The sequence below is a fragment of the Marinobacter sp. B-21 genome (assembly GCF_056857895.1).
Map to the genome: position 1 here is coordinate 129,210 of NZ_JBSXNZ010000088.1, position 20,269 is coordinate 149,478.

The following is a 20,269-nucleotide window of genomic DNA, read 5'->3' on the forward strand; positions in this document are numbered from 1 at the left end:
TTATGTTCGGCCTGGATACGCTCGGCAAAACCGTCAATCAGCTGGTTAACAGCTTTGAAACCAATGTCCGGCAGGGGCAGCAGCAACTGGAGAAGCTGCTCGGGGATGCAGGCGTCATGGACGACGCGAAACTCTCTACCCTGACTGAAATGTCTGATGCCTACCGGACCATGGCCGAGGATCTGTTGCTCCATCCGCTCAGGTTTGCCGGTGCGGAGCTAGATCTGGCCCGCAAACACCTGGCGCTGAGTTATTACACCCTTGCGCGTTTGGCGGGCAAGGGGGAGCCGCCGGTGGCTGCGCCGGAGCCTGACGACCGGCGTTTCCAGGCTGAAGACTGGCACCGGCATCTGCCTTTTGATGTTCTGCACCAGGCCTACCTGATCAATTCCCGGGCGTTCCTGAACTGGGTGGAAGGTATCGGAGGCATGCCCGAGGCGGGGCGGGACCAGATGCTGTTCTATGGCAGGCAACTGACCAGCCTGCTCTCGCCCTCGAACTTTCCGGCAACCAATCCGGAAGTGCTCAGGATTACCTGGGAGCGCAAGGGCATGAACCTGGTCGATGGGGGCCGCCAGCTGATCGAGGACCTGCGTCAGAACCCGTCACTGTTCAATGTCGGCATGACTGATCGCTCCGCCTTTGAGGTGGGCCGGAACCTGGCAACCACCCCGGGCAAGGTAATCTTTCAGAATGAGCTGATGCAACTGATCCAGTATTCGCCCACAACGGAAACCGTCAGCAAGCGTCCCCTTCTGATCGTGCCTCCCTGGATCAACAAGTATTACATCCTGGACCTGACCACCAGGAACTCCTTCATCCAGTGGCTGGTGAACCAGGGTCAGACCGTTTTTATCATTTCCTGGCGTAACCCCGGGCCCTCGCTCCGGGACAAGGGCTGGGACGACTACATGCAACTGGGGCCATTGGCCGCCATGGATGCGGTAACCGAGACCACCGGCGAAGAACGGATGAATGTCATCGGATACTGCATCGGTGGCACCCTGTTGGGCTCCACTCTCGCCTGGCTGAAGAAAAAGCGGCGCAACCCGGTGGCGAGCGCAACTTATCTGACAACCCTGCTGGATTTTTCGGACCCGGGCGGCATCGGCGTGTTTATCAACGATCACTCCCTCCGGGGGATCGAGCGCATGCTTGAGCGCAAGGGCTATCTGGACGGCCGCGCCATGGCCTTTACCTTCAACCTGCTCCGGGAAAACGAGCTGTTCTGGTCGTTCTGGACCAATAACTATCTGAAGGGACAGAAACCGGCCGCCTTTGACCTGCTCTACTGGAACACCGACGGCACCAACCTGCCGGCGAAGATGCACAGCTTCTATCTGCGGGAAATGTATCTGAATAACCGGCTGGTGCAGCCGGATTCACTGACCCTGGCCGGGGAATCCATCAACCTGTCCGAGATCGATGTGCCATCCTTTTTCCTCTCGGCCAGGCAAGACCATATCGCCAAGTGGAAAACCACCTACAAAGGCGCGCTGGCGCACGGTGGTGATGTTCGCTTTATACTCTCCGGCTCGGGCCATATCGCCGGGGTGATCAACCCGCCTTACAAGGAAAAATATGGCTACTGGACCAACGACACGCTGGTACCGGACGCCGACGACTGGCTCGACAGCTCCGAACACCATCCGGGATCCTGGTGGCCACACTGGCTTGAGTGGATTGCTACGTTCTCTGAAGAGAAAGTACCAGCCCGCGTACCGGGAGATGGCAAACTGCCCGCACTTGAGGACGCTCCCGGGAGCTATGTGAAAGTTAAAGCGGCGGATGCGGCGAAATGTTAGACTGATAATAAAACAAAGGAAAGGAAAGCCCATGGGGCGACCGCTACCAATATCACGCATCATGCACAGCGGTTTTTTGCTGCACTGCTCTCCGGACACCCCCATCGCTGACGCAGCGGCTCAGATGGCAGAGCGCTCGGTCAGCTCGATTCTGATTACCGAAAATGGTCAGGTGACCGGCATCTGGACCGAGCGTGATGCCCTGACAATCGACTTTTCCGAGCCGGCCAGCTTTGAACGTCCGATCAGTTCAGTCATGAGCTCGCCGGTGCTCACCCTGCCCGGGGATATGGATGCGGGCGAGGCCGCCCTGCGGTTTCGGGATACCGGGAAACGGCATTTCCTTATTGTCGATGAGTCCGGTTCACATTTGGGCATCCTGTCCCAGACCGACCTTGCCCTCAATCAGGGACTTGAGCCCTACCTGCGGCTGAGGGAGGTCAGTACCGCCATCCCGCACCCCCCGCTGGTCGTGGATGGGCAGGTTGCCCTCGCTGAGGTTGCGGCGATCATGCATCGGCATCAGGCTGGTGCCGTCGTGGTCGATTGCCATGACGAGGGGCTGGGCATTCTCACCGAAAGGGATATAGTCCGATTGATTGCGTGCAATACCGGTAATGCCCTGGCCGCCGACCTGGCCATCCGGCCATTACTGACCGTCAGCGAATCCGAGCCGTTAATTCGTGCCAGGGACCTGCTGATCAATCACCGGATCCGGCATCTGGCCGTAACCAACAGCCGGGGTGAGGTCACTGGCCTGATTGGCTACAACGACATGCTTGCGGGTGCCGAGCAGATGTACCTGGACGATTTGCGGGAAGCACTGGAGCAACGGGACCAGGCACTTGCGAAATCCCGGCAGACCCTGCAACTGGCGGAGCGGGTGATCGAGTCTTCCTTCGAAGGCATCATGGTGACGGACAGGGACATAAACATTGAGTTCGTCAATCCGGCGTTCACGCTACTCACAGGTTACAGCCAGGACGAAGTTGTAGGGAAAACACCGCAAATCCTGTCCTCGGGCCGTCACGACGACGATTTTTACCAGCGGATGTGGAATTCGCTGGTCACCCATGGCTACTGGCGGGGCGAGATATGGAACCGGCGCAAGACCGGAGAGCTCTATCTGGAGCTGCTGACGATCACCGCCATCACCGATGAAGAGGGCAACACCACCCACTACGCCGGGCTCTTCACGGACATCACCCAGAACAGGAAGAACGAGGAGCAGATCCGCCAACTTGCCTACTACGATGCCCTAACGGGCATTCCGAATCGCCGGCTTCTTGAGGATCGCCTTGAACACGCCATTCGCCATGCCCATCGCCGCTCATCCCTGCTGGCAGTCATGTTCATGGATCTGGACCATTTCAAGGGCGTTAACGACAGGCTTGGCCACGCTGCCGGCGATGAATTACTGCTTCAGTTCACAAGCCGTGTCCAGAGCTGCTTGCGTGAAGACGATACCCTGGCCCGGCTCGGCGGGGACGAATTCATTGTCCTGTTGCCCGATCTGGAACATCTTGACGATGTCTATCGGGTGGCAGAACGATTGATCGCCAGAAACCATGAACCCTACCACATCAACGGCGAGTCCCTGAACGTGGGTTCCAGTATCGGCATCAGCCTTTACCCCCGGGATGGCATTACCGCCTCCGAATTGCTGCAAGGTGCCGACATCGCCATGTATCGGGCCAAGCAGGACGGACGGAACCTGTTCCGGTTATTCAACCCTGCGGTTGCTGAAGACGCCTGATCTCGCCCCGGAATCGCCAGTGTGGCACTATGGCCCGCTGGATGACCGGCGGAGAACCACCTGATGTTTTATACTACCCTCGTGGCGATTGCAGCCGCCATGATCCTGTTTGCCTGGCTCGGGCTCAGAGCTCGTCTCGCTGACGGCGGCCTGGACGATTACGTGACCGCACGGAACAGCCAGGGAGCCAGAGCCCTCGGGCTTTCTTTCCTCGCTTCCGGAATGGGGGGATGGATCCTGTTCGCGCCGCCGGAGGTAGGAGCGTTGGTCGGCCCTCTGGCACTGGCGGGCTATGCCCTTGGCGCCGCCCTGCCGTTTATCGTGTTCGCCTTCTGCGGGCCCGCCATCCGTCATTTCCTGCCCCAGGGCCGCAGCATTGGTGAGTTCGCCCACGCCTGTTACGGCAACGGAGTCCGCCATTACGTTTCCCTGATCTCCGTGCTGTACATGCTCTGTTTCCTGACCGCCGAGCTGACCGCCATTGGTGCGATCACCTCACTCCTGTCCGGCATCAATGGCGGTATTGTGGTGGTGGGTGTTGCGATAACCACACTGATTTACACCGCAGTCGGTGGCCTTCGCGCAAGCATCGTCACTGATCAGTGGCAGGCCCTGTTGTTGATCGCCCTGCTGGCCATTGTCAGTTTCGTTGCTATCGGCAAACTCCCGGAAGCGGCTCCGGCGGCGCTCCCGGACATCCCGACCTCCGCTGCCCTGAGCGTGGCGCTGACCCTGGTGATAGCGGTGACCGCCGCCAACCTGTTCCACCAGGGCTACTGGCAAAGGTTGTGGTCAGCCCGGGATACCGACGCCCTGAGCCGGGGGGCGCTGCTCGGCGGCGTGGTCACCATCGGCGTGGTCGCTGTGGTTGGCGGGCTTGGGATATTGGCGGCCATGAGCGGCGCCGACCTTGGTAATCCGCCGATTCCCTTCTTTGCTTTGCTGGCCGATGCCCCGGCCTGGCTGTCATTGCCAGCACTTATTCTGGCGATCACCCTGGTCGCCTCGTCGGTGGATACACTGCAAAATGCCCTGGCGTCCCTGGCTGTTACCGAGAAACAGGGGCTTTCCATTGTCAGTGCCCGATGGTTCACCGTGCTGCTGATGATTCCGGTGGTTCTGGTGGCACTGCAGGGGATCTCGGTGCTCCGGCTGTTCCTGATCGCCGACCTGCTGTGCGCCACGGCGGTGTTGCCTGTACTGATGGGGCTTTGGAGCAGAATGACCACGCGAGCGGCGATTCTGGGCTGTCTGGCGGGGCTTCTTGGCGCCATTCTGCCGGGTTGGATTGCCGGAGGCAGCTTTATGGCCGGCCTGGAAGCCGCCAGCTTCCCCGGCAGCATCCCAACACTGATGCCCTTTGTTGGTGCCCTTGCGGGCTCCGGAGTGGTTAGTCTCGTGGTCGCAGCTACGACCCCGAAACGTTGAGAGAGTGCTGTCCGGCTTTTCAGCTGGACAGCAGTTCAATCGGGTACCGGATCCTGGTCTGGTCGACCCCGGGCCGGGCTCCAAAATCCACCAGCCTCAAACGGTTACAGATCTTGCTCTCGAGCGCCGGCTCATTAAGCGTGGACTCCACCACCGAGCAGCTCGACACTGCTCCATTCGGCTCAATAACCAGTTCAGGCGTGATGCTTCCCTGGAGGGAAGGTTTCCGGCGCAACTCCCGGTTGTAAATGCTGTAGATCGCTGATTTGTTGGCGTCCATGGTGCGGCGCAATTCTTCCTTGCTCCGGGTTCTGGCGGCCGTTTCCTGCTGCTCCCTGCGTGCAGTCTCTTTTGCGGCTGCAATCCTTTCTGCTTCCGCAACTTCGGCGCGCTGACGTTCGGCCAGGGCAACCTGACGGGCCTCCCGGTTCAGCGCTTCCTCATTCACACCGCTGCTCCTGGTGTTTGCGGTAGCGCGGGACGCCAGCGTATCACCGGTTTTACGGGTAATAGGCTCTGCGGTATTGGCGACCGGGCCATCCAGCTTGACCGACTCGGCCAGGGAGCTGAGCTTTGCAAGTTCGTTACCCATGGCCAGGATGCCGGTGTTCTTTGCCTTTTCGCGGGCTTTGGCCACCTCTTCCGGCTTTGGCTCTGGCTTTTCGGCAACCTGCGGTTCGGGTTCCGGTTGCGGTTGCGGTTCCGGCACGACCGGTTCAGGGACCGGCTCGGGTTCGGGCTCAGGTTTCGCCTGCTCTACCGGCTTTTCCTCGGGCTTCTTTTCCTCGGGCTTCGGCGGCTCAGGCTCCGGCAGCACCGGTTTTGGCGGCTCCTTTTTCTCGATGATCAGTTTGGCCAACTGGGGCGGCAAGGCTTCCTGTTCCTGCCGGTCGCGCTCGGGCAATTCTATCCAGCTGACGTAACCCGCGAAAGCCAGGAACAATGGCACCACCACGACTGCGGCCGCCAGTAGCCGTTTACGTTCACCGCGTTCCTGGTTCCAGGGCAATCCATACCGGTAATCCATAGTGATCAGGCCCCCTGTTCCGTGCGCTGATTAACCGCCAGGGAAATGCTGGCATAACCGGCGTCCACGCAGGTGGACATGATTTTCTTGAGCAGCTCGTAAGGCAACTCCCGGTCCGCGAGGATAGTAATGGGGCGGCCCGCCTCCGGCGCCGGTGCCGATGAACGGCCGGCCTGATAGTCCAGTTCCTGTTTCAGGGACGGCTCCACTTGCCCTTCAAAGATCTGGAAAGCGTCCCGTTTGACCACCAGCCGACCGTTTACCAGGATATCCCTGTCGGTCACGGTCAGCGCCAGCACATCACCTGGCGGTTGCTGAGCGGTGGAATCCGGCAACTTGATGGTATTGTTCTGATTGAGTACCTGAACGTCGGACGAGGAGTTCACCATCAGGAAGAACACCAGGATGGTGAAGATATCCATCAGCGAGACCAGGTTCATCTTTCCCTGGCTCTTGTTGCGCCGGTAGTGGCGTTTGAGACGACGGGCCCTGGCGGATTCTTTCATGAACTCACCTCCGCCGATCCCGTGGCCTGAACCGGTGCATCACCCAGTGAGATCTCGGGGAACAGCTCGGCTTCCACAACGCTGCCGGCCACCACCGCTTCATAGGAGCGGACCGTATCCATCACCGAGACCAGAGACTGATAGGACGTCTCGCGGGATGGCATGATGATCACATCCTTCTTGTCCGGAACCCGACTCTTGATTTCCTTCATGACATCTTTAAGCAGCACGAAATCATATTCGCCCTCTCGGCGGGGAATAGTCTTTATGACTCCGCCCTGGTTATCGGCAACCACCAACTGATCATCGTAGATCACGACCTGAATCTGCAGTTCCTCGGCCTGTTCCGCCGACAGGCTCTCACCGGTCGGGAAGTTCAGTTCCAGCACGCTGGTGTGGGCAAACACCATATTGAGCAACAGTACCGGCACCAGCACAATCATGAGGTTCATGAACGGCGTGATGTCGAGATCGGCCTCACTTTGCAGGCGACGATGCTTCCGTCTCATGGCCTGGCATCCTTCTGGCTGGTTATCAGGCCGGGCTACCGGCCGGTGTCGCCACCTGGGCTGGCGCTGCGGCATTCTGGGCCTGGGCTTGAGCAGCGGACTTGTTGCCGGAGCCGTCACTGAGCAGGTTAAGCACCTTGATGCCGGCCATCTCGAAGCTGTCGACAATTTCATTGGTCTTGGTCTGCAGCAGGGAATGGACCAGCAGCATGGGAATGGCCGACATCAGGCCGAAGGCGGTGGTGTTCATGGCCACCGAGATACTCTGCGACAACAGGCTTGCCTTCTGGGCCGGATCCGCCGCGGCCACGGCGGTGAACGCTGCAATCAGGCCGATGATGGTCCCGAGCAGACCCAGCAGGGTCGCGATATTGGCCAGTGTGGCCAGGTACTGGGTGCGTTTTTCCAGCCGCGGCATGACATCCAGCAGGCCCTCTTCCATGGCGTACTCGATCTCCTCGCGACCCTGGCGGCGAGCCAGGCGCTGAAGGCCAAATCCGATCATGGTCGACATGGCACTGCCGGACTCCTGGGTGTAATTGAGGGCGCCCTTCAGGTCGCGCCTGGCAATCATCTGATGCAGGCGATTGAAGTCCCGGCGGTTGGTCAGTTTCTGGGCGGAGAGGTAAACGTAACGTTCAATGGCAACAATGAGACCGATGATCAGCACAACGGCAATCGGAAACATAAAAAAGCCACCTTCCTGGAAGAAGCGAACGGCGGTATCGATCATTTTCTGGGCACTCCATGGTCCGGTTTTCAGGTCAGTCTATGCGCGACCTGCCCATGAGAGGGTAAGTTCGCGAAAGTCTGTGTGAGGGTTTGTTTAATCTTGTGCGCGGGCACACTATGAGCGTGAGGGAAGTCACATTTTTACTCCCCGGCTGCCGGTTGAGCCTGTTTCTTGAACGCCTCGTGGTACTGAATGAAGCGCTGGAATTCGTAACGCTCCAGCGGCCGCGGCCCCTGATCAACCATCAGACGTTCCTCCGGCGCCCGCAACTCCGCCATTTCCGGCGGCTGCCAGGGCACCAGGTACATCACCGTGGGTACCTCCTGATCGCCACGAATGCGTGCGCCTTCAATGGTAACCACACCCGACGAGTCCTGGGCCTGAACTACTGAGTTGCCAGCCAGGAGAGCCGAAGCCAGCATGAGCGTCAACGCGGAATGTTTCATATCGCCTCTTCCACATCAGATTCTGTTTTTCGCATCGAAGATCCAGTCTTCCAGTCTCGGGTGAGGCTCACTGGCGGCGGATTGATAGCGCTCATAGAGCTCCACAGCCTCGGCGGGTTTGCCCAGGTAGATATCCAGCAGGAAGGCCAGATTGAGGATCGCCGGGGCGTAATCCTGATCCGCGGCCAACGCCTCCCGGTAATACTGCTCCGCATCGCCGAACTCTCCGGCGTTCCGGGCGATAACGCCGAGGTGATTCAACGCCTGGACATGCCGCGGATTCACGGCCAGAACCCGCTCAAACCAACGCTTCGCGGTCTCGGTTTCCCCTTCCCGGAACGCAATGATTCCGAGGTCGGCCATGGGCCCGGCTCTCTCCGGATACTCCCGGGCCAATTGCCCGAAACGCGCCTGGGCCTCGGCCAGGTCGCCCTGCGCCATGGCCTGAACCGCTTCCCGGAACGAAGCTTCCAGCACAGCCTGGTTTGAAGCCTGGCCCTCAGGCTCGGGCGCTGGCGGGGCCGTCACACACCCGGAGATCGCGAGCACGGTCAGCAGACCGATTCCGTATGCCCTAATCCAGTTCATTGACAACCCCCGCAGTCAGTTCTTTCTTCCGGTAGCGACCCGGCAACAGGTCCTTCAGGGCCTCGTAGCTGCGCCTGACCCAGTCATCGAATATGCCCTCCCGGGCGCGCCGGATATTCTGCTCGTGGATATCGATGGCGTTGTCCTCGAATGGATAGGCCTGCTCTTCAAGCAGAAGCTCATACTGGGCCAGCTCCAGTTCGCTCAGCCCGGTGGGCCGCTCCGAGTCCATCAGATCCGCGCCAAGACGCCCATATATGTGTGCAATCTGGTAACCCGCCTCAGTGGCAAATGACGACAGGCCATAGCCGGCGGTTTTCTGGTAAGCCGTTACCGCCCTTTCGAGCGCATTGGTTTTCGCCGTCATGCTCTCGTTCAGCGGCAGCGTCAGGCGGATGCTGTCGTATCTTGCAAGGGCATCACGGGCAAGGGTCGCGGACGCTGAAGCGGCCAGGTAGCGCATGCGGTCGTCCGCCGCTTCCGGGTTCCGGTCCACGGTTTCCATCTGCTTGCGCAGCCAGTAATCCCGTTTCCCGGAGTCACCTTCAGCCTGGTAAAGCCCGGACAGCCGGTTTGCCGCCTCCATATAGACATCCGCGGGCTCGGGATGGGCGTTGGCGTAGGTACGCCAGGTGCCGATGGCTTTGCCGCGGTTCCCGGCCTGATCATAGAGTTCGGCAGCAATCAACAGGTTTTCCCGACGCTCCTCCGGCGTACTGGCCAGGGCAACCATGCGCTGGAGTTCATCTGCGGCACGCTCCCATTGCCCCGTTTCACGATAGGCCAGCGCCAGCTTTGCCGGTACGGTGTCTATCAGCTCATGGTTCGGAAAGACACTCCGGAAGCCGTTCAGGACACTGATGGCCTGATCCCAGAGATTGGCAGTGATCAGCAGGGAGGCCGCATCGTATTCCGCATTCGCCCGTAACATCGATTCGGGAACCTCTGCGCCCACCCTCAGGAACTCGCTGACAGCGGCCTCAACCTTGCCCGCATCCGCCAACTGTTCGGCCTGCCGGTAAACCGCTGCCGCCAGGTTTTCACGCACGCTGCCCCTGCGTTCATCGTCTTCACCCATGACCGCCAGGGCATCACGATAGGCCTGTTCCGCCTCGCCGTATCGGGCCAGTTCAGACAAGCCGTGGCCGGATAACAGCAGGGCTTCTGTTGTCAGTTCCGCCGAGGGTGCCGGCTGCCAGGCAACAAGGCGAGCCGCCATGGCAACGGTCTCTTCCCAGTTTTGCTGGTCGAATTCCCGTTGCAGCGCAAGGTAGTACACGCCCGGCGCCCGGGGGTCGCCGGGAAACGCATTGGCAAAACGCAGACGGTTCAACTGCTGCAGCTCCTGATAGGCCATCCGCTCGGACCCGCGCTCGGCAGCCCAGGTGCTGGCGTATTCCCGGAATGCCAGCACTGAGGCATAACCCGCCTCCGGGGCGCGCTCCGGCAACGTATCGGCTGGGTAGTCATAGGCAACCCGTTCAAAGGTAGCAATAGCAGCAGGCCAGTCCTCCAGTTCCAGGTAGGTTTCACCCAGCAGGAACAGACGCTCCGGCGTGCGGGGGTGATCCGGGAAGGTAGCGGCAAATTCCGCGTAGTAATTGGCGGCTTTCCGGTAATGGCTGTCCGCCTGCGGGCCATCCGTGGCTTGCCCCGCTAGCAGGTAGTGACGGTCCGCCAGCTCCGGCAACAGCTGTTCCAGCTGTTGCTCGATAAAGCCAATGGCGTCCGGACCTGCCGACCGCCAGTAATCACTGTAGATTCCGTAAAGACTGACAAACCCGGCTTTGCGCTCTGGAATGGTACGGGCAAAGCCGGCAAGCTCGAGGGTTTCCAGGATTCGTATGTGGTAGCGCGGTGCCCAGGGGCTTGTGGGGTGATCTTCTATATAGGCTTCGAATACATCGATCGCATCACTGTACTGCTCCCTTTCCAGCAGCAGCTCACTGTAACGGTCGTAGACCAGGATCTCGTAAGGACGCCCCCCAGTCTGGCGAAACAGCGCCTGCAGGGTTTCAGCGCCGTCAAGATAGGACAGGGACAGTCCCACCACCCGAAACAGGTCCTCAATCAGAGTCCGGTTACGATGATCGATATCCTCCACCGGCTGCCCCGCCGGCATGACCAGGTCCAGCACTTCCAGGTAGCTGAACAGCGCTTGCTGATAATCCGCCTGCTTGAACAGGCTCCAGCCTTTCATGTAATGCGCGTTCACCAGAAACGAGACGTCGGCCATGCGTGCCTGGCTGGCCAGGGTGACCTGGTCAAAGGCCTGCTCCGCCTCGGGGTAGCGGCCATCGATAAACAACAGGTCCGCCCGACGGAACTGGGCCTCAATCCAGTATTCAGAATCCGGATAGCGGCGCACCAGGGTGTTCAGTGCTTCCAGCTGTTGTGGTGTTGCCCCACGTAGTTCCCAGGCTCTCGCAAGCTGATAGTATATCTGATCATTGCCATCGCGATCCGGATGTTCCGACAGGAGGCGCTGGTAGGCATCAATGGCACCGGAGAGCTCATCCACGGCGGCATCCGCCATTTTCCGCTCCGCCCGCTGGAACTCCAGGTCGGCCAGGCGATGCCGGATGGTGACCTGTTTCCGGGGATCGTCAACGAGGGGCAGGAGCGCCTTGTAACTGTCCATCACGGTTTCGATGGAGACACCACCGGTCAGGCTGGCTTCATCCGCGGTTCCTTCATTGCCAGCCTGGGTGTCAATTGCCGGAAGCGCCGCCAGGGTTCCCTCCCGGACCTGGGGCATTTGTTCGCTTCCCCCGGGCATCATCGACTGCAGCATCTGGCAGCCACTGGCCAGGACAAGCATGCCCGCAATGACCATTCCCTTAACCATCGTCACAAGCGTCCGACTACTCATCACCGGCACCTGCACTGGGAGACGCACGGAAGAGCTGGTCCGCCAACCGGGCCTGGGCATGGCGGGAAGCCACCAGGTAGCCATTGAGCTCTTCCTGCTGGGTGGCAAGCATCCTGTCCACCTGGTCCAAGAGGATTTTCCGGGCATGACCCAATGCCTCGGATACCTCTTCCCCAAGAGCCGCAAGTTCCCATTCACTGACGGCGATACGCCGCGCCAGATCCGCATGGCGGGTGTCTTCGGCCATCAGGGTTTCAACCCGTTGTCGCTGAGCCTGAAAGCGCTCCATCTCCCGGTCCAGTTCCCGCAACTGCTTTTGCGCCGCCCAACGGTTCACACCATAGTCATCCGCGATCCACCAGTCGAAGTAGGCTCGCATTCTTTGATAGGTTTCACGCTGGCTGGCTGTGGTTTCATCGTCTGGCAGTTCGGCCAGTGTTTTCTCAACCTCGTCCAACTTGTCTCTGAGTACTTTCTGCTCCGTGGTCATAAAGAAACCGGCATCTTCCTCTGCCAGCGCAGTTGAGACATTGTCCCGGAACGCTCGATGCAATTGACGCCACGGGTCCGCCTGCTGCTCCTCCAGAGCCTGCCGGGTTTGCGTAATACGGATCTGGCGCTGCTGCTCCCGGGTATCCAGCATGGTTCTGAACGATTCGAACCGGGACTGTCGCTCGGCAATGAAGGATTGCATCCGATACAGCTCGTTCAGTTCGCCCAGGGCCTGCTGGAACGCCTCCGTGGCCAGCACTTCCGCCAGACCGAAGTCGACTGGCTCGACGCGGAGCCGGCCGTAGGGGTCCGTGAGCATCCCGTCGCCGTCACGACGGATATTGAGCCGGGCCATCAGGCTCTCTTCACTGAGCCGGTTGCGGAGGCCGCTGAGCTCCGAGATCCGGGCCTCATAGTGGTCGGCTGCCCGCTTAAAGGCTGGCAAGGCCCTATCCGGCACCCCCATTTGCTCCAGAACATAGGCTCGGGCGAAGGGAACCTGCTGCCGCCAGGGCAGAAACAACTCCCGGCCAGACAGGGATTCAAGGGCATCGAGAGCCCGTTCAGGCCGGCCCTGCCCCGCGGCGGCCACGGCGTAGTCAAAGAGCGCCTGATCGGCGAAGACCCCATCCAGCGGCATGGCGCCCAGAACCTTCAGGGCCTCGTCGAAGCGGTTATCACGAAGATGCAGCCGGGCAAGTGACAGACGAGCCCGGTCAAGCAGGCCCTGGCGCTCGGCATCTGGCTCGGCGGAATTGCTGGTTTGATCAAGGATGGCGATCAGTTCCTTCAAGTCCGCCTCTGCAACGGCGCCGTCTCCGGCATCCAGCGAGGAAACCGCCGAGTTGTACTGGAGGTAGAGGGACCAGATATCAGTTGCCTCCAACGGTTCCTTGAGAGACATCAGTTCAGATTCATCACCGAATCGGGACGAAATCATGGCCAGCCGGGCACTCAGGTAGATCCATTCCCGGAACAGGTCATAGTTGGCGTCGGCCAGAATTTCGCCATCCACGTGCTCCAGATTCTCATGGGCCAGCGTATGCTCGCCTTCCAGGTAGAAGGCCTTACCCAGGTAGAACCAGGCCTGATTGCGGACATCGGGAGACAGTTTGCTGCCTTCGCCGTCTTCGCCCAGCAGCCGCGAGAACAACCGGCTAGCCTCGCGGGTCATGCCCCAGGACAACATGAGTCCGCCCTCCACCAGCGCCGGGTGATCGCCATGGCCCTGGATGCCACCTTGTTCGCGGGCAACAGCCAGTTGGGTCAGAGCCTCAAAGGCGTTTCCCTGATGGTAGTCATAGAGCGCCCATCCGTATCGCAGGTCTCTGGCCCGTTCGGGTAGCGCCTCCTCAGCCTGCGCCGAAGCACCAATCGTCAGCCACAGCAAAGCACCCGTGAAAAGTAGCGGACGTCCCCGAAACGGCTTGTTTCCCATCAATCCCACGACGCGGCTTACTCCCACTCGACGATGGACACGGAGGGCTGATAGTTGGATGAGCGATCTTCAACCCGGATCTCCAGAGCGGCTGTACCTGTGCCCTTTCCAAATTCCAGCGACGCGGCCTGCTTGTAGGGCCGCTGATCCGGTCCGATGCCCTCGATAAATGCCGTGATCTGATGCGCTCCCGTTTTCAGGTTACCCACGTAAAGACGCTGCATACCGCCGCGCTCAAGGGCAGTGACCTGACGCTTCGTATAAAGATGTGAGGCAACAATCTCGTCGTCGACCTTCAGTTTTACGGCGTCCAGTTTCAGGAACTTCCCGGTATCGACACTGAGAAAGACGGCAACCTGGGTGTTGGCCGGAAACAGCAGGTCTTCTTCGAGGATGAACAGGTCCCGGTTCAGGCGAATGACCTTCTTTTTCAGATCTTCCACTCGCTCGGCAACGGCTGTGTCTTCGTTACCCGCATCACTAACCTGGGCGAAGACCGGTCCGGCCCCTGCAAGGATCAATGCTATCAACAGCACATGAAAGGGATTATTCAGAAACGTTGCCATGGTCAATCTTCCTGCAAATTCAGTATTCAAGAATCAACGAGGCCCGGGTTACCAGTGCGTCGAAGGAATAGAGAGGCTCTTCACCCGGGAGATAGTTGCCGGCAGCGGTGACATCCCGGAAGTTGTCATAGTCGAAGCTCAGCCAGTCCACCAGAAGGCTGAACTGCAAACGATCAATGCCAGGGAGGGAAGTCTGCTTCCACTCGTAAACCGCGCCGGCCGCCAGGGTCGTCCCGGAGAGCGAACTCAGCTCCTTGTCCCTGGCAAGGTGAGTCTGGGAGTTCTCGAACGGGAAAAGATCGCTGTAAAAATCGGCCTCACCCTGGGTGTAGTAGCGGATGGAACTCTCGAGGGTCCACCGCTCGTTGAGACCGTGAACATACCCAAGCTCAATCGTATGGGCATTGATACCCCAGGTGTCGCTGAAGTAACGGTATTCAGCCCGGATAGAGGCCCGGTAGGGCAGGTAATAAAGGGCCCTCGCTGCAACAGACGTGCTGGTCCGGGTTTCCGGGTAGCGTTCTGGCTGGTATAGAAACGCCGTGGAATCATTCGGATCGAGGTAGCGGTTCTGACGGTAGGGGTTCTGCAGGAAGCCTTCATCTGTGACCACCTCGAGATCCAGACCAACCAGGCTGTTGCGGGTGACGACCTGGCTCAGGCCCAGCTGATAATTCCGGCGGTCTGCCTCCTCGCTGAAGGAATCGTTGCCCACCCGGCCAACTTCGTCCCAACCGCTGGCATAACCCATGGTTACGGTGGACATGCCCCCGAAAAACTCCTGGCTCACGGAAAAGTAGACGGTATTGGCCTCGTAATCGTTTTCCGTACTGTTGGTAAAACCCAGGCTCAGAACGGATTTATCGTGCAGATAATCAATGCCAAACGTGTACTCATTACGTTCTTCTTTATAGGGACTGGCAGTGGCCAGCACGTCGACAGAAGCGGCCGATACCGAATCGACGTAATACTGTCCGGAGAGCGAAACCTGCGATCCGACGCCTTTGCGCACCAATACCGAAGGGCCGTCGATCACCATGCCACCGCCATCATAGCGATGGTACAGAACATCAACGTTGTCCACCGGCAGGGTCGCCGCGGAGAGTTGGCCGGCCAATAGCAGAAGCGCTGGCAGGGCCAGAAGCATCTGTACGCGCCGGGTCCTGTCAGTTACAGCCACAACCACCTCCCGAGCCGCCCTCCGCGCCACGCGCCGATTCCCGTGCCTGATAGACATGGCGCATGTAGGAGTCTGCCTTGCCATGACGGCTAAGACTCATAACAGGATCCGCCAGGTTGTCTCGCTCATAGGGCTTTACCCAGGGCTTCACCGAACTGCAGCCAGACGTCGTGATCATGGTGATCGCGAGAGCCAGAGCAGTGAAGATCGACAAAATACGCATAACAGCTCCGTCCGAAAGTTACTCGCGCACCAGTTCGCGAATCTGCTGTTCATAGTCCTCTTCATAGCCCGGCTGGTATCCGTAATGGATGTAACGGGCATTGCCATCGCGATCAATCATCACCGTCGTCGGCATGGCCTGGACTTCATAGCGTTCACTGACCGAGCTTTCCGGATCGTAAAGAATGGGATAGTTCACAGGAACCTTGTCCAGAAAACGATGGGCTTCTTCCCGGTTCTCATCCACATTGACCGCGAGAATGGTAAAGCCGAGGTCCTTGTATTGGCTGTACAGCTCATCCATCAGCGGCATTTCCTGGCGGCAGGGCCCACACCAGGACGCCCAGAAATTCAGCATTACCACTTCGCCACGGTAATCCTCCAGCCTCAGGTTCTCCCCGGACCGGCTTTCCAGGGTAAAATCCGGCGCCGGCACGTTGATGGCCTCGGCGCTTGCCAGTGGGCTGATGCAGGCCAAAATGCCCGCCATTGCAAGTGATTTCATGGATGCTCTCATAGCCATTGCTCCTGTGTTCAGAAAAAAACGGACAGGCCGGTGCTGACCTCGGTGTTGATGGCGGATTTCTCCGCCCCCAGGACATCAATCCGGTAATAATGCTGCCGGACGCCAAGGTGAACAGAAACGCTGTCCGTCAACAGCACCTGGTAGCCTGCGCCGGCATTCAGGGTGAACCGGGTATCGCCAGCAAAATCGGTAGCCCCCGCCCCGGCAATCAGGTAGAAGTTGGTGTTGAATGCATAGTTCTCGGTGAGGAACGCCTCGCCCGGGAGCACGTTGTAACCGAGGTTGATGTTGTAGTAGCTGTAGTCCCGCTCACTGTTGGTGAGCACCTCCACGTTGCCCGCCAGTTTCTCGAAGCTGGTTTCACCCCCCTCCGCAAAGCCGACGCCGGCCTCGAAAAAGAAAGACTCGCTCAGGTGATAGGTAAGCTTGCCGCCATAGACCAGGGACGATTCAAAGTCCTCGATATTCAGTACACCCACAAAGGCCCCGATCTCAAAGTTTTCAGTATCGATCAGTGCTTCGGTGACCGGCGCCGGAGTTACATCAGGCTCAATCAGCGGCCGGTCATCCTGGGCTTGGGCGGCTGCGGCCGCACAGAGGATGGCCGACAGGCACAGCCGTGTCAGAAAAAGATGCTTAGTCCGATTTTCCATTCTGTCGCTTCTTCGTTGGTGGAGCGGGTAGTGAAGACCTTGTAGTCCTTCACTTCGGCACGGATGAAATATCGATCGGTGATGTAGGCCCTGACGCCCAGGCCGGCATGGCCGACGCTGTTGTTCCGCTCTTCGGGTTGAGCCAGGGTGGCCTTGGGATCAATCCAGATATGGCCGACACCGAGCGTGAAAAAGGGTGATACCCGCCAGTGCGGAAACGGCTGATGCACCAGATTGGCATTGACCATCCGGATTTCCGAGGCGCTGCCCAGAATCTGGGAGGCCCAGAGCTCCGCAGACAGGTTCCGGGTCATCCAGAAACCGCCATAACCGGCGGTCACCGAGGCACCGTCGAACTCACCCATCATCAACCCTGCTTCAACGCGGCGGTTACCGAATGCCTCGAAATCCGGCACCTGGAGATTCACCTTATTACCGGTGGCATCCGCGGTTCGGGCTATGTCGGCAACGGATACCCAGCCTTCCCTGCCCCGGGAATCTGTCACCTTGATCCAACTGGTCTTGCGTTGAAGGATGGTCAGCCACTCGCCTTTTTCGCTGCTGTGAAAGACCGGATAGCCGGTTGCCGGGCCGGTTCGCCAGGGGATAAAGGATTCGGTCACCTGCACCTGCGCCACCTCTTCCTCGCCCTGCCCCCACAGCCAGCCGGCCCAGCTCTGGGCGGGCAAAAACAATACAAAAATCAGAATGGCAATGGGCATGGCGCGAGTGTCAGTCCTTGGATCAGTCTTCCGGGGCATCGAACGGGTTGTTGAAATACTGGCCGCCAATATCCAGCCATTCTGCAATCAGTCTGAGTTCGGCGCGGGTCAGGAAATCCCTGTGGCTTCCGCCCTCGGCGAACATTTCCATAAAGCGACTGGCACGGGCGCCGTTGACAGACATGGACGCTGGCACAGGAACTGTTACCAGGATCGGCTGTTCGTTTCCGTTGGCATCGAGAATCGGATTACCTTCCTCATCCATGAGCACTTCACCGGAATCTACCTGCCTGTCCACCAGGGCCCCGTTCACCAGTTCCTGCTCGTTATCGGGGAAAAGCAGTTCCCTGTATGCCTTGAAGTGCAGGGGTTCGTCCGGTGATGGCCCATCGCCGAGGTCCAGCTGTCCCGCCGGCACCTGCTGCATGCCGGCGGCATCGCTGTTGGTATGGCAACCGGTACAGGTGTAGTCATCCACCACGGCCATGGTGTCCGGGTCCAGCACCTCCCGGTTTACGCCCCACAGCGGGTGAATGTGCTGTTCGTAATTGATCACAATCCGGCAGTTCGGTGCCCACTCGGCCGCACAGACTTCCGAAATAGGCTTCGGAGTCCGCAGGTCGGCGTAGGCAAGCGAAAAGCTCTCTGGTTTGGGGTCCACCGCGTCACCAGACCACTCATCCGCATAGAGCAGATCGGGCGCTGGCCGACGAATATCGTTGATGCGGGCGAACACCTCAGCCATGGTTTCGCCCATGTCGGTAAACAGGGCCGGATCGGTATTCAGGAACGGAATACCCGTGGTTGTCGCGCCCCCCCAGACCGAAGCGGGGCCTGCATCCGGTCTGCCGTGGGGCGTCGGGTTGTTCGGATTATGGCAGCCTTTGCATTCAAGGGTCTCGCCGGGGCGCACTGATAGCCAGTTCTGATGCCGGGCACCGATTCGCCGCCCCTGCTCATCCAGCACGCTGATGGCGAAGGCCACGTTCGCGGGCACCGCCACTTTCACAGAACCGTCCGGCTCCACCGGCGCGTAACCGAGAATTTCCCGCATTAACTGACCCCGGCTGCGCCCGAAAGCGCTGTTGTCAAAATCCCGGACATTGTCATCGGGGATGGCCACGGGTTTTTCCAGGCGCAGGAACCTGGCCGGCCGCTGGTTTGGTGGCGTCTGCACCGGATCAGCCATCACCTCAATACCGGCTGGCGTGGTATCCACGCCGTCAATATCGTACACGCTGCGAATATGTAGGACGCCATAGCCGTCATCCCCCAGCGCGCCAGCATCGCCGGTAAACTGGGATTCCGGAATGAAGCCTTCAAGGGGCCGGGCCTTCATCAGAACGGCTTCATCAAACTGGATACCTTCAACCGGGGAAACAACCGGCCGCTGGGTTTCGCTGGTTACGTCCAGAAGCCAGAGGCCATAGACGGGCTCTGCCGGCTGATACTCTTCCGACTGAAGGCGATCTTCTGTGCAGTTAACAATCCGGTCGGTGGCTATTTCGCGCAGACGGCAGGGTGTCCAACTGGCCAGGTATCGGTTGGTGCCATCCAACAGGGGCGAGACCGATCCGTAACTGCCTTTCAGCGATAACTGACCATCCAGGCCGACTCCGGGGACCAGCGATCGTTGCCCGGAACCTTCGGAGCCGTCGATGCGCAGGCTGGCCTCCACGAATTGCTCAACATCCACCTCTGCCAGTACCGACGCGTAATCGTCACTTTCAAAGGGTCTCAACTGCACCAGCAGGTTGCCGTTGTCGGTTTTACGGGGTTGCAGATACTGGATGCCAGTTGCCTCTGGCACCGAGTCGTGGGAATGGCGACCAAAGAGGTAGTCCAGTCCGGTTCCATCAGGGTTTACACGATAAAGGTTCAACCCGTTATTTCGGGTCTGACCCGCGTTGTCCCAGCGGCTGAACACAATGGTGCCGTCGTCGGCAACCATGGGGTCCAGATCATGGCTCTGGTTGAAGGTAATCTGCTCGATGTTCTGGCCGTCGGCGTCCATGACATGCAGAACAAATGCGGGGCTGTCACCGTCTTCCTCCAGCCCGGAGTACTGGGGCTTGCCTTCGTCAAGCAGGACGGCTTTGGATATCCGCTGCCGCGTGGACGAAAACACAATTCGCCCGTCCGGCAGATAGGCGGGGGCCACATCCTGACCGGCCCGGGCGGTCACATCCGAGGCTATGATCCGTTGGAGCGAATCGGCGCTGACATCGTACTCCCAGATGTTCCAGGTCGGCTGGTCCTCTTCATCGGCGTCCTCAATTTCGGGGGCGCGCATCGCAAACAGCAGCCTGGAGCCGTCCTGGGAGACGTGGAGGTCCTTCACGTCGTATCGCAACTGGCCGTTGTCATCCAGGAATTCCGGGCCTGAAAATGCCCGGGAGGCAATGTCCCTTGCATCGGCACCTGCCGCCGCGCTCGCCTTCAGGAACAGCCTGGCCCCGGGCCGGAAGGCCGTGGGGTCGGCCAGGTTGTCCTCCACCAAGGCACCGGTATTCTCATCAAACAGCAGGGGCCGCTCGACATAGGCCACAGGGTTCTCGACCACGACCGGATCCGCCTGCTGGCTGTCACTGCCTGAAAGACAGCCAGACAGCCCAAGCAAAGCTCCAAGGCCCGCCAGCAATCCGGCTGGACGGCGTATTTTCTCGAGCGATGGCTTGATTTCCAATTCGACAGATCCTGTTCCGGATGACATTCCATGACATAAATTAAGTCTGATCTGCCGTAAGGCTCCAAGGCTTTTACGTAACGCAATGTAATAACGTGGCCCACAACTCAAAAC

18 protein-coding genes are annotated in these 20,269 nt (G+C 59.5%); 3 read left to right on the top strand and 15 right to left on the bottom strand.

Going from position 1 to position 20,269, the window contains the following annotated elements; all coding sequences use genetic code 11:
• Positions 1 to 2: 2 nt before the first annotated feature.
• From AC13C0_RS18735 to AC13C0_RS18745, 3 genes are all read left to right on the top strand, one after another.
• Positions 3 to 1,805, top strand: a complete 1,803-nt coding sequence (locus AC13C0_RS18735; protein ID WP_117617453.1) for a PHA/PHB synthase family protein — start codon at positions 3 to 5, stop codon at positions 1,803 to 1,805.
• A 31-nt stretch (positions 1,806 to 1,836) separates the two neighbouring features.
• Positions 1,837 to 3,561 (top strand): diguanylate cyclase domain-containing protein, encoded by a 1,725-nt coding sequence (locus tag AC13C0_RS18740; protein ID WP_117617454.1) that lies wholly within the window; start codon positions 1,837 to 1,839, stop codon positions 3,559 to 3,561.
• A 63-nt stretch (positions 3,562 to 3,624) separates the two neighbouring features.
• A complete protein-coding gene (locus tag AC13C0_RS18745; protein WP_117617455.1) occupies positions 3,625 to 4,989 on the top strand; it encodes a sodium:solute symporter family transporter in 1,365 nt (454 codons plus the stop codon).
• 19 nt (positions 4,990 to 5,008) lie between these two features.
• Here the strand turns inward: AC13C0_RS18745 and AC13C0_RS18750 are convergent, their stop codons facing one another.
• From AC13C0_RS18750 to AC13C0_RS18820, 15 genes are all read right to left on the bottom strand, one after another.
• Positions 5,009 to 6,016, bottom strand: coding sequence for an AgmX/PglI C-terminal domain-containing protein (locus tag AC13C0_RS18750; RefSeq protein WP_341582152.1), 1,008 nt, complete (start codon positions 6,014 to 6,016; stop codon positions 5,009 to 5,011).
• 5 nt (positions 6,017 to 6,021) lie between these two features.
• Entirely contained in the window at positions 6,022 to 6,522 is a 501-nt protein-coding gene (locus AC13C0_RS18755) for an ExbD/TolR family protein (RefSeq protein WP_341582153.1), read from the bottom strand.
• Complete coding sequence (locus AC13C0_RS18760; RefSeq protein ID WP_482954882.1) at positions 6,519 to 7,031, bottom strand: ExbD/TolR family protein; 513 nt, start codon at positions 7,029 to 7,031, stop codon at positions 6,519 to 6,521. Before AC13C0_RS18760 ends, AC13C0_RS18755 begins: the two co-directional genes overlap by 4 nt.
• 25 nt (positions 7,032 to 7,056) lie before the next feature.
• Positions 7,057 to 7,764 (bottom strand): MotA/TolQ/ExbB proton channel family protein, encoded by a 708-nt coding sequence (locus tag AC13C0_RS18765; protein ID WP_341582155.1) that lies wholly within the window; start codon positions 7,762 to 7,764, stop codon positions 7,057 to 7,059.
• A 140-nt stretch (positions 7,765 to 7,904) separates the two neighbouring features.
• Positions 7,905 to 8,210 (bottom strand): hypothetical protein, encoded by a 306-nt coding sequence (locus AC13C0_RS18770; protein WP_341582156.1) that lies wholly within the window; start codon positions 8,208 to 8,210, stop codon positions 7,905 to 7,907.
• A 15-nt stretch (positions 8,211 to 8,225) separates the two neighbouring features.
• Complete coding sequence (locus AC13C0_RS18775) at positions 8,226 to 8,798, bottom strand: tetratricopeptide repeat protein (RefSeq protein WP_482954883.1); 573 nt, start codon at positions 8,796 to 8,798, stop codon at positions 8,226 to 8,228.
• A complete protein-coding gene (locus tag AC13C0_RS18780) occupies positions 8,785 to 11,670 on the bottom strand; it encodes a tetratricopeptide repeat protein (RefSeq protein WP_482954884.1) in 2,886 nt (961 codons plus the stop codon). The genes AC13C0_RS18775 and AC13C0_RS18780 overlap by 14 nt, the downstream gene beginning before the upstream one ends.
• Positions 11,663 to 13,600, bottom strand: a complete 1,938-nt coding sequence (locus tag AC13C0_RS18785; RefSeq protein ID WP_482954915.1) for a hypothetical protein — start codon at positions 13,598 to 13,600, stop codon at positions 11,663 to 11,665. The genes AC13C0_RS18780 and AC13C0_RS18785 overlap by 8 nt, the downstream gene beginning before the upstream one ends.
• A gap of 17 nt (positions 13,601 to 13,617) precedes the next feature.
• Complete coding sequence (locus AC13C0_RS18790; RefSeq protein ID WP_341582159.1) at positions 13,618 to 14,166, bottom strand: AraC family transcriptional regulator; 549 nt, start codon at positions 14,164 to 14,166, stop codon at positions 13,618 to 13,620.
• A gap of 19 nt (positions 14,167 to 14,185) precedes the next feature.
• The gene (locus AC13C0_RS18795) at positions 14,186 to 15,346 is read right to left on the bottom strand and encodes a DUF3570 domain-containing protein (protein WP_376788066.1); all 1,161 of its coding nucleotides are present in this window, start codon (positions 15,344 to 15,346) and stop codon (positions 14,186 to 14,188) included.
• Positions 15,333 to 15,569, bottom strand: coding sequence for a DUF4266 domain-containing protein (locus AC13C0_RS18800; protein ID WP_341582160.1), 237 nt, complete (start codon positions 15,567 to 15,569; stop codon positions 15,333 to 15,335). Before AC13C0_RS18800 ends, AC13C0_RS18795 begins: the two co-directional genes overlap by 14 nt.
• 18 nt (positions 15,570 to 15,587) lie before the next feature.
• Positions 15,588 to 16,091: a TlpA family protein disulfide reductase gene (locus AC13C0_RS18805; protein ID WP_376788067.1), complete on the bottom strand. Its 504-nt coding sequence runs from the start codon at positions 16,089 to 16,091 to the stop codon at positions 15,588 to 15,590.
• A gap of 11 nt (positions 16,092 to 16,102) precedes the next feature.
• Entirely contained in the window at positions 16,103 to 16,747 is a 645-nt protein-coding gene (locus tag AC13C0_RS18810) for an outer membrane beta-barrel domain-containing protein (RefSeq protein ID WP_482954885.1), read from the bottom strand.
• Positions 16,717 to 17,469: an SH3 domain-containing protein gene (locus tag AC13C0_RS18815; protein ID WP_341582163.1), complete on the bottom strand. Its 753-nt coding sequence runs from the start codon at positions 17,467 to 17,469 to the stop codon at positions 16,717 to 16,719. Before AC13C0_RS18815 ends, AC13C0_RS18810 begins: the two co-directional genes overlap by 31 nt.
• Positions 17,470 to 17,491: 22 nt before the next feature.
• Positions 17,492 to 20,155 carry an HzsA-related protein gene (locus AC13C0_RS18820; protein WP_482954886.1) on the bottom strand — a complete coding sequence of 888 codons (2,664 nt, stop codon included), beginning with the start codon at positions 20,153 to 20,155 and terminating at the stop codon, positions 17,492 to 17,494.
• Positions 20,156 to 20,269: the final 114 nt, after the last annotated feature.

Excerpts from the sequence above, each read along its gene's own strand:
- AC13C0_RS18755 (WP_341582153.1), bottom strand. The coding sequence starts at position 6,522 with ATGAAAGAATCCGCCAGGGCCCGTCGTCTCAAACGCCACTACCGGCGC.
- AC13C0_RS18740 (WP_117617454.1), top strand. The coding sequence starts at position 1,837 with ATGGGGCGACCGCTACCAATATCACGCATCATGCACAGCGGTTTTTTG.
- AC13C0_RS18815 (WP_341582163.1), bottom strand. The coding sequence starts at position 17,469 with ATGCCCATTGCCATTCTGATTTTTGTATTGTTTTTGCCCGCCCAGAGC.
- AC13C0_RS18800 (WP_341582160.1), bottom strand. The coding sequence starts at position 15,569 with ATGCGTATTTTGTCGATCTTCACTGCTCTGGCTCTCGCGATCACCATG.
- AC13C0_RS18745 (WP_117617455.1), top strand. The coding sequence starts at position 3,625 with ATGTTTTATACTACCCTCGTGGCGATTGCAGCCGCCATGATCCTGTTT.
- AC13C0_RS18810 (WP_482954885.1), bottom strand. The coding sequence starts at position 16,747 with ATGGAAAATCGGACTAAGCATCTTTTTCTGACACGGCTGTGCCTGTCG.
- AC13C0_RS18765 (WP_341582155.1), bottom strand. The coding sequence starts at position 7,764 with ATGATCGATACCGCCGTTCGCTTCTTCCAGGAAGGTGGCTTTTTTATG.
- AC13C0_RS18780 (WP_482954884.1), bottom strand. The coding sequence starts at position 11,670 with ATGAGTAGTCGGACGCTTGTGACGATGGTTAAGGGAATGGTCATTGCG.
- AC13C0_RS18760 (WP_482954882.1), bottom strand. The coding sequence starts at position 7,031 with ATGAGACGGAAGCATCGTCGCCTGCAAAGTGAGGCCGATCTCGACATC.
- AC13C0_RS18770 (WP_341582156.1), bottom strand. The coding sequence starts at position 8,210 with ATGAAACATTCCGCGTTGACGCTCATGCTGGCTTCGGCTCTCCTGGCT.
- AC13C0_RS18790 (WP_341582159.1), bottom strand. The coding sequence starts at position 14,166 with ATGGCAACGTTTCTGAATAATCCCTTTCATGTGCTGTTGATAGCATTG.
- AC13C0_RS18805 (WP_376788067.1), bottom strand. The coding sequence starts at position 16,091 with ATGGCTATGAGAGCATCCATGAAATCACTTGCAATGGCGGGCATTTTG.
- AC13C0_RS18775 (WP_482954883.1), bottom strand. The coding sequence starts at position 8,798 with ATGAACTGGATTAGGGCATACGGAATCGGTCTGCTGACCGTGCTCGCG.
- AC13C0_RS18750 (WP_341582152.1), bottom strand. The coding sequence starts at position 6,016 with ATGGATTACCGGTATGGATTGCCCTGGAACCAGGAACGCGGTGAACGT.
- AC13C0_RS18785 (WP_482954915.1), bottom strand. The coding sequence starts at position 13,600 with ATGGGAAACAAGCCGTTTCGGGGACGTCCGCTACTTTTCACGGGTGCT.
- AC13C0_RS18735 (WP_117617453.1), top strand. The coding sequence starts at position 3 with ATGTTCGGCCTGGATACGCTCGGCAAAACCGTCAATCAGCTGGTTAAC.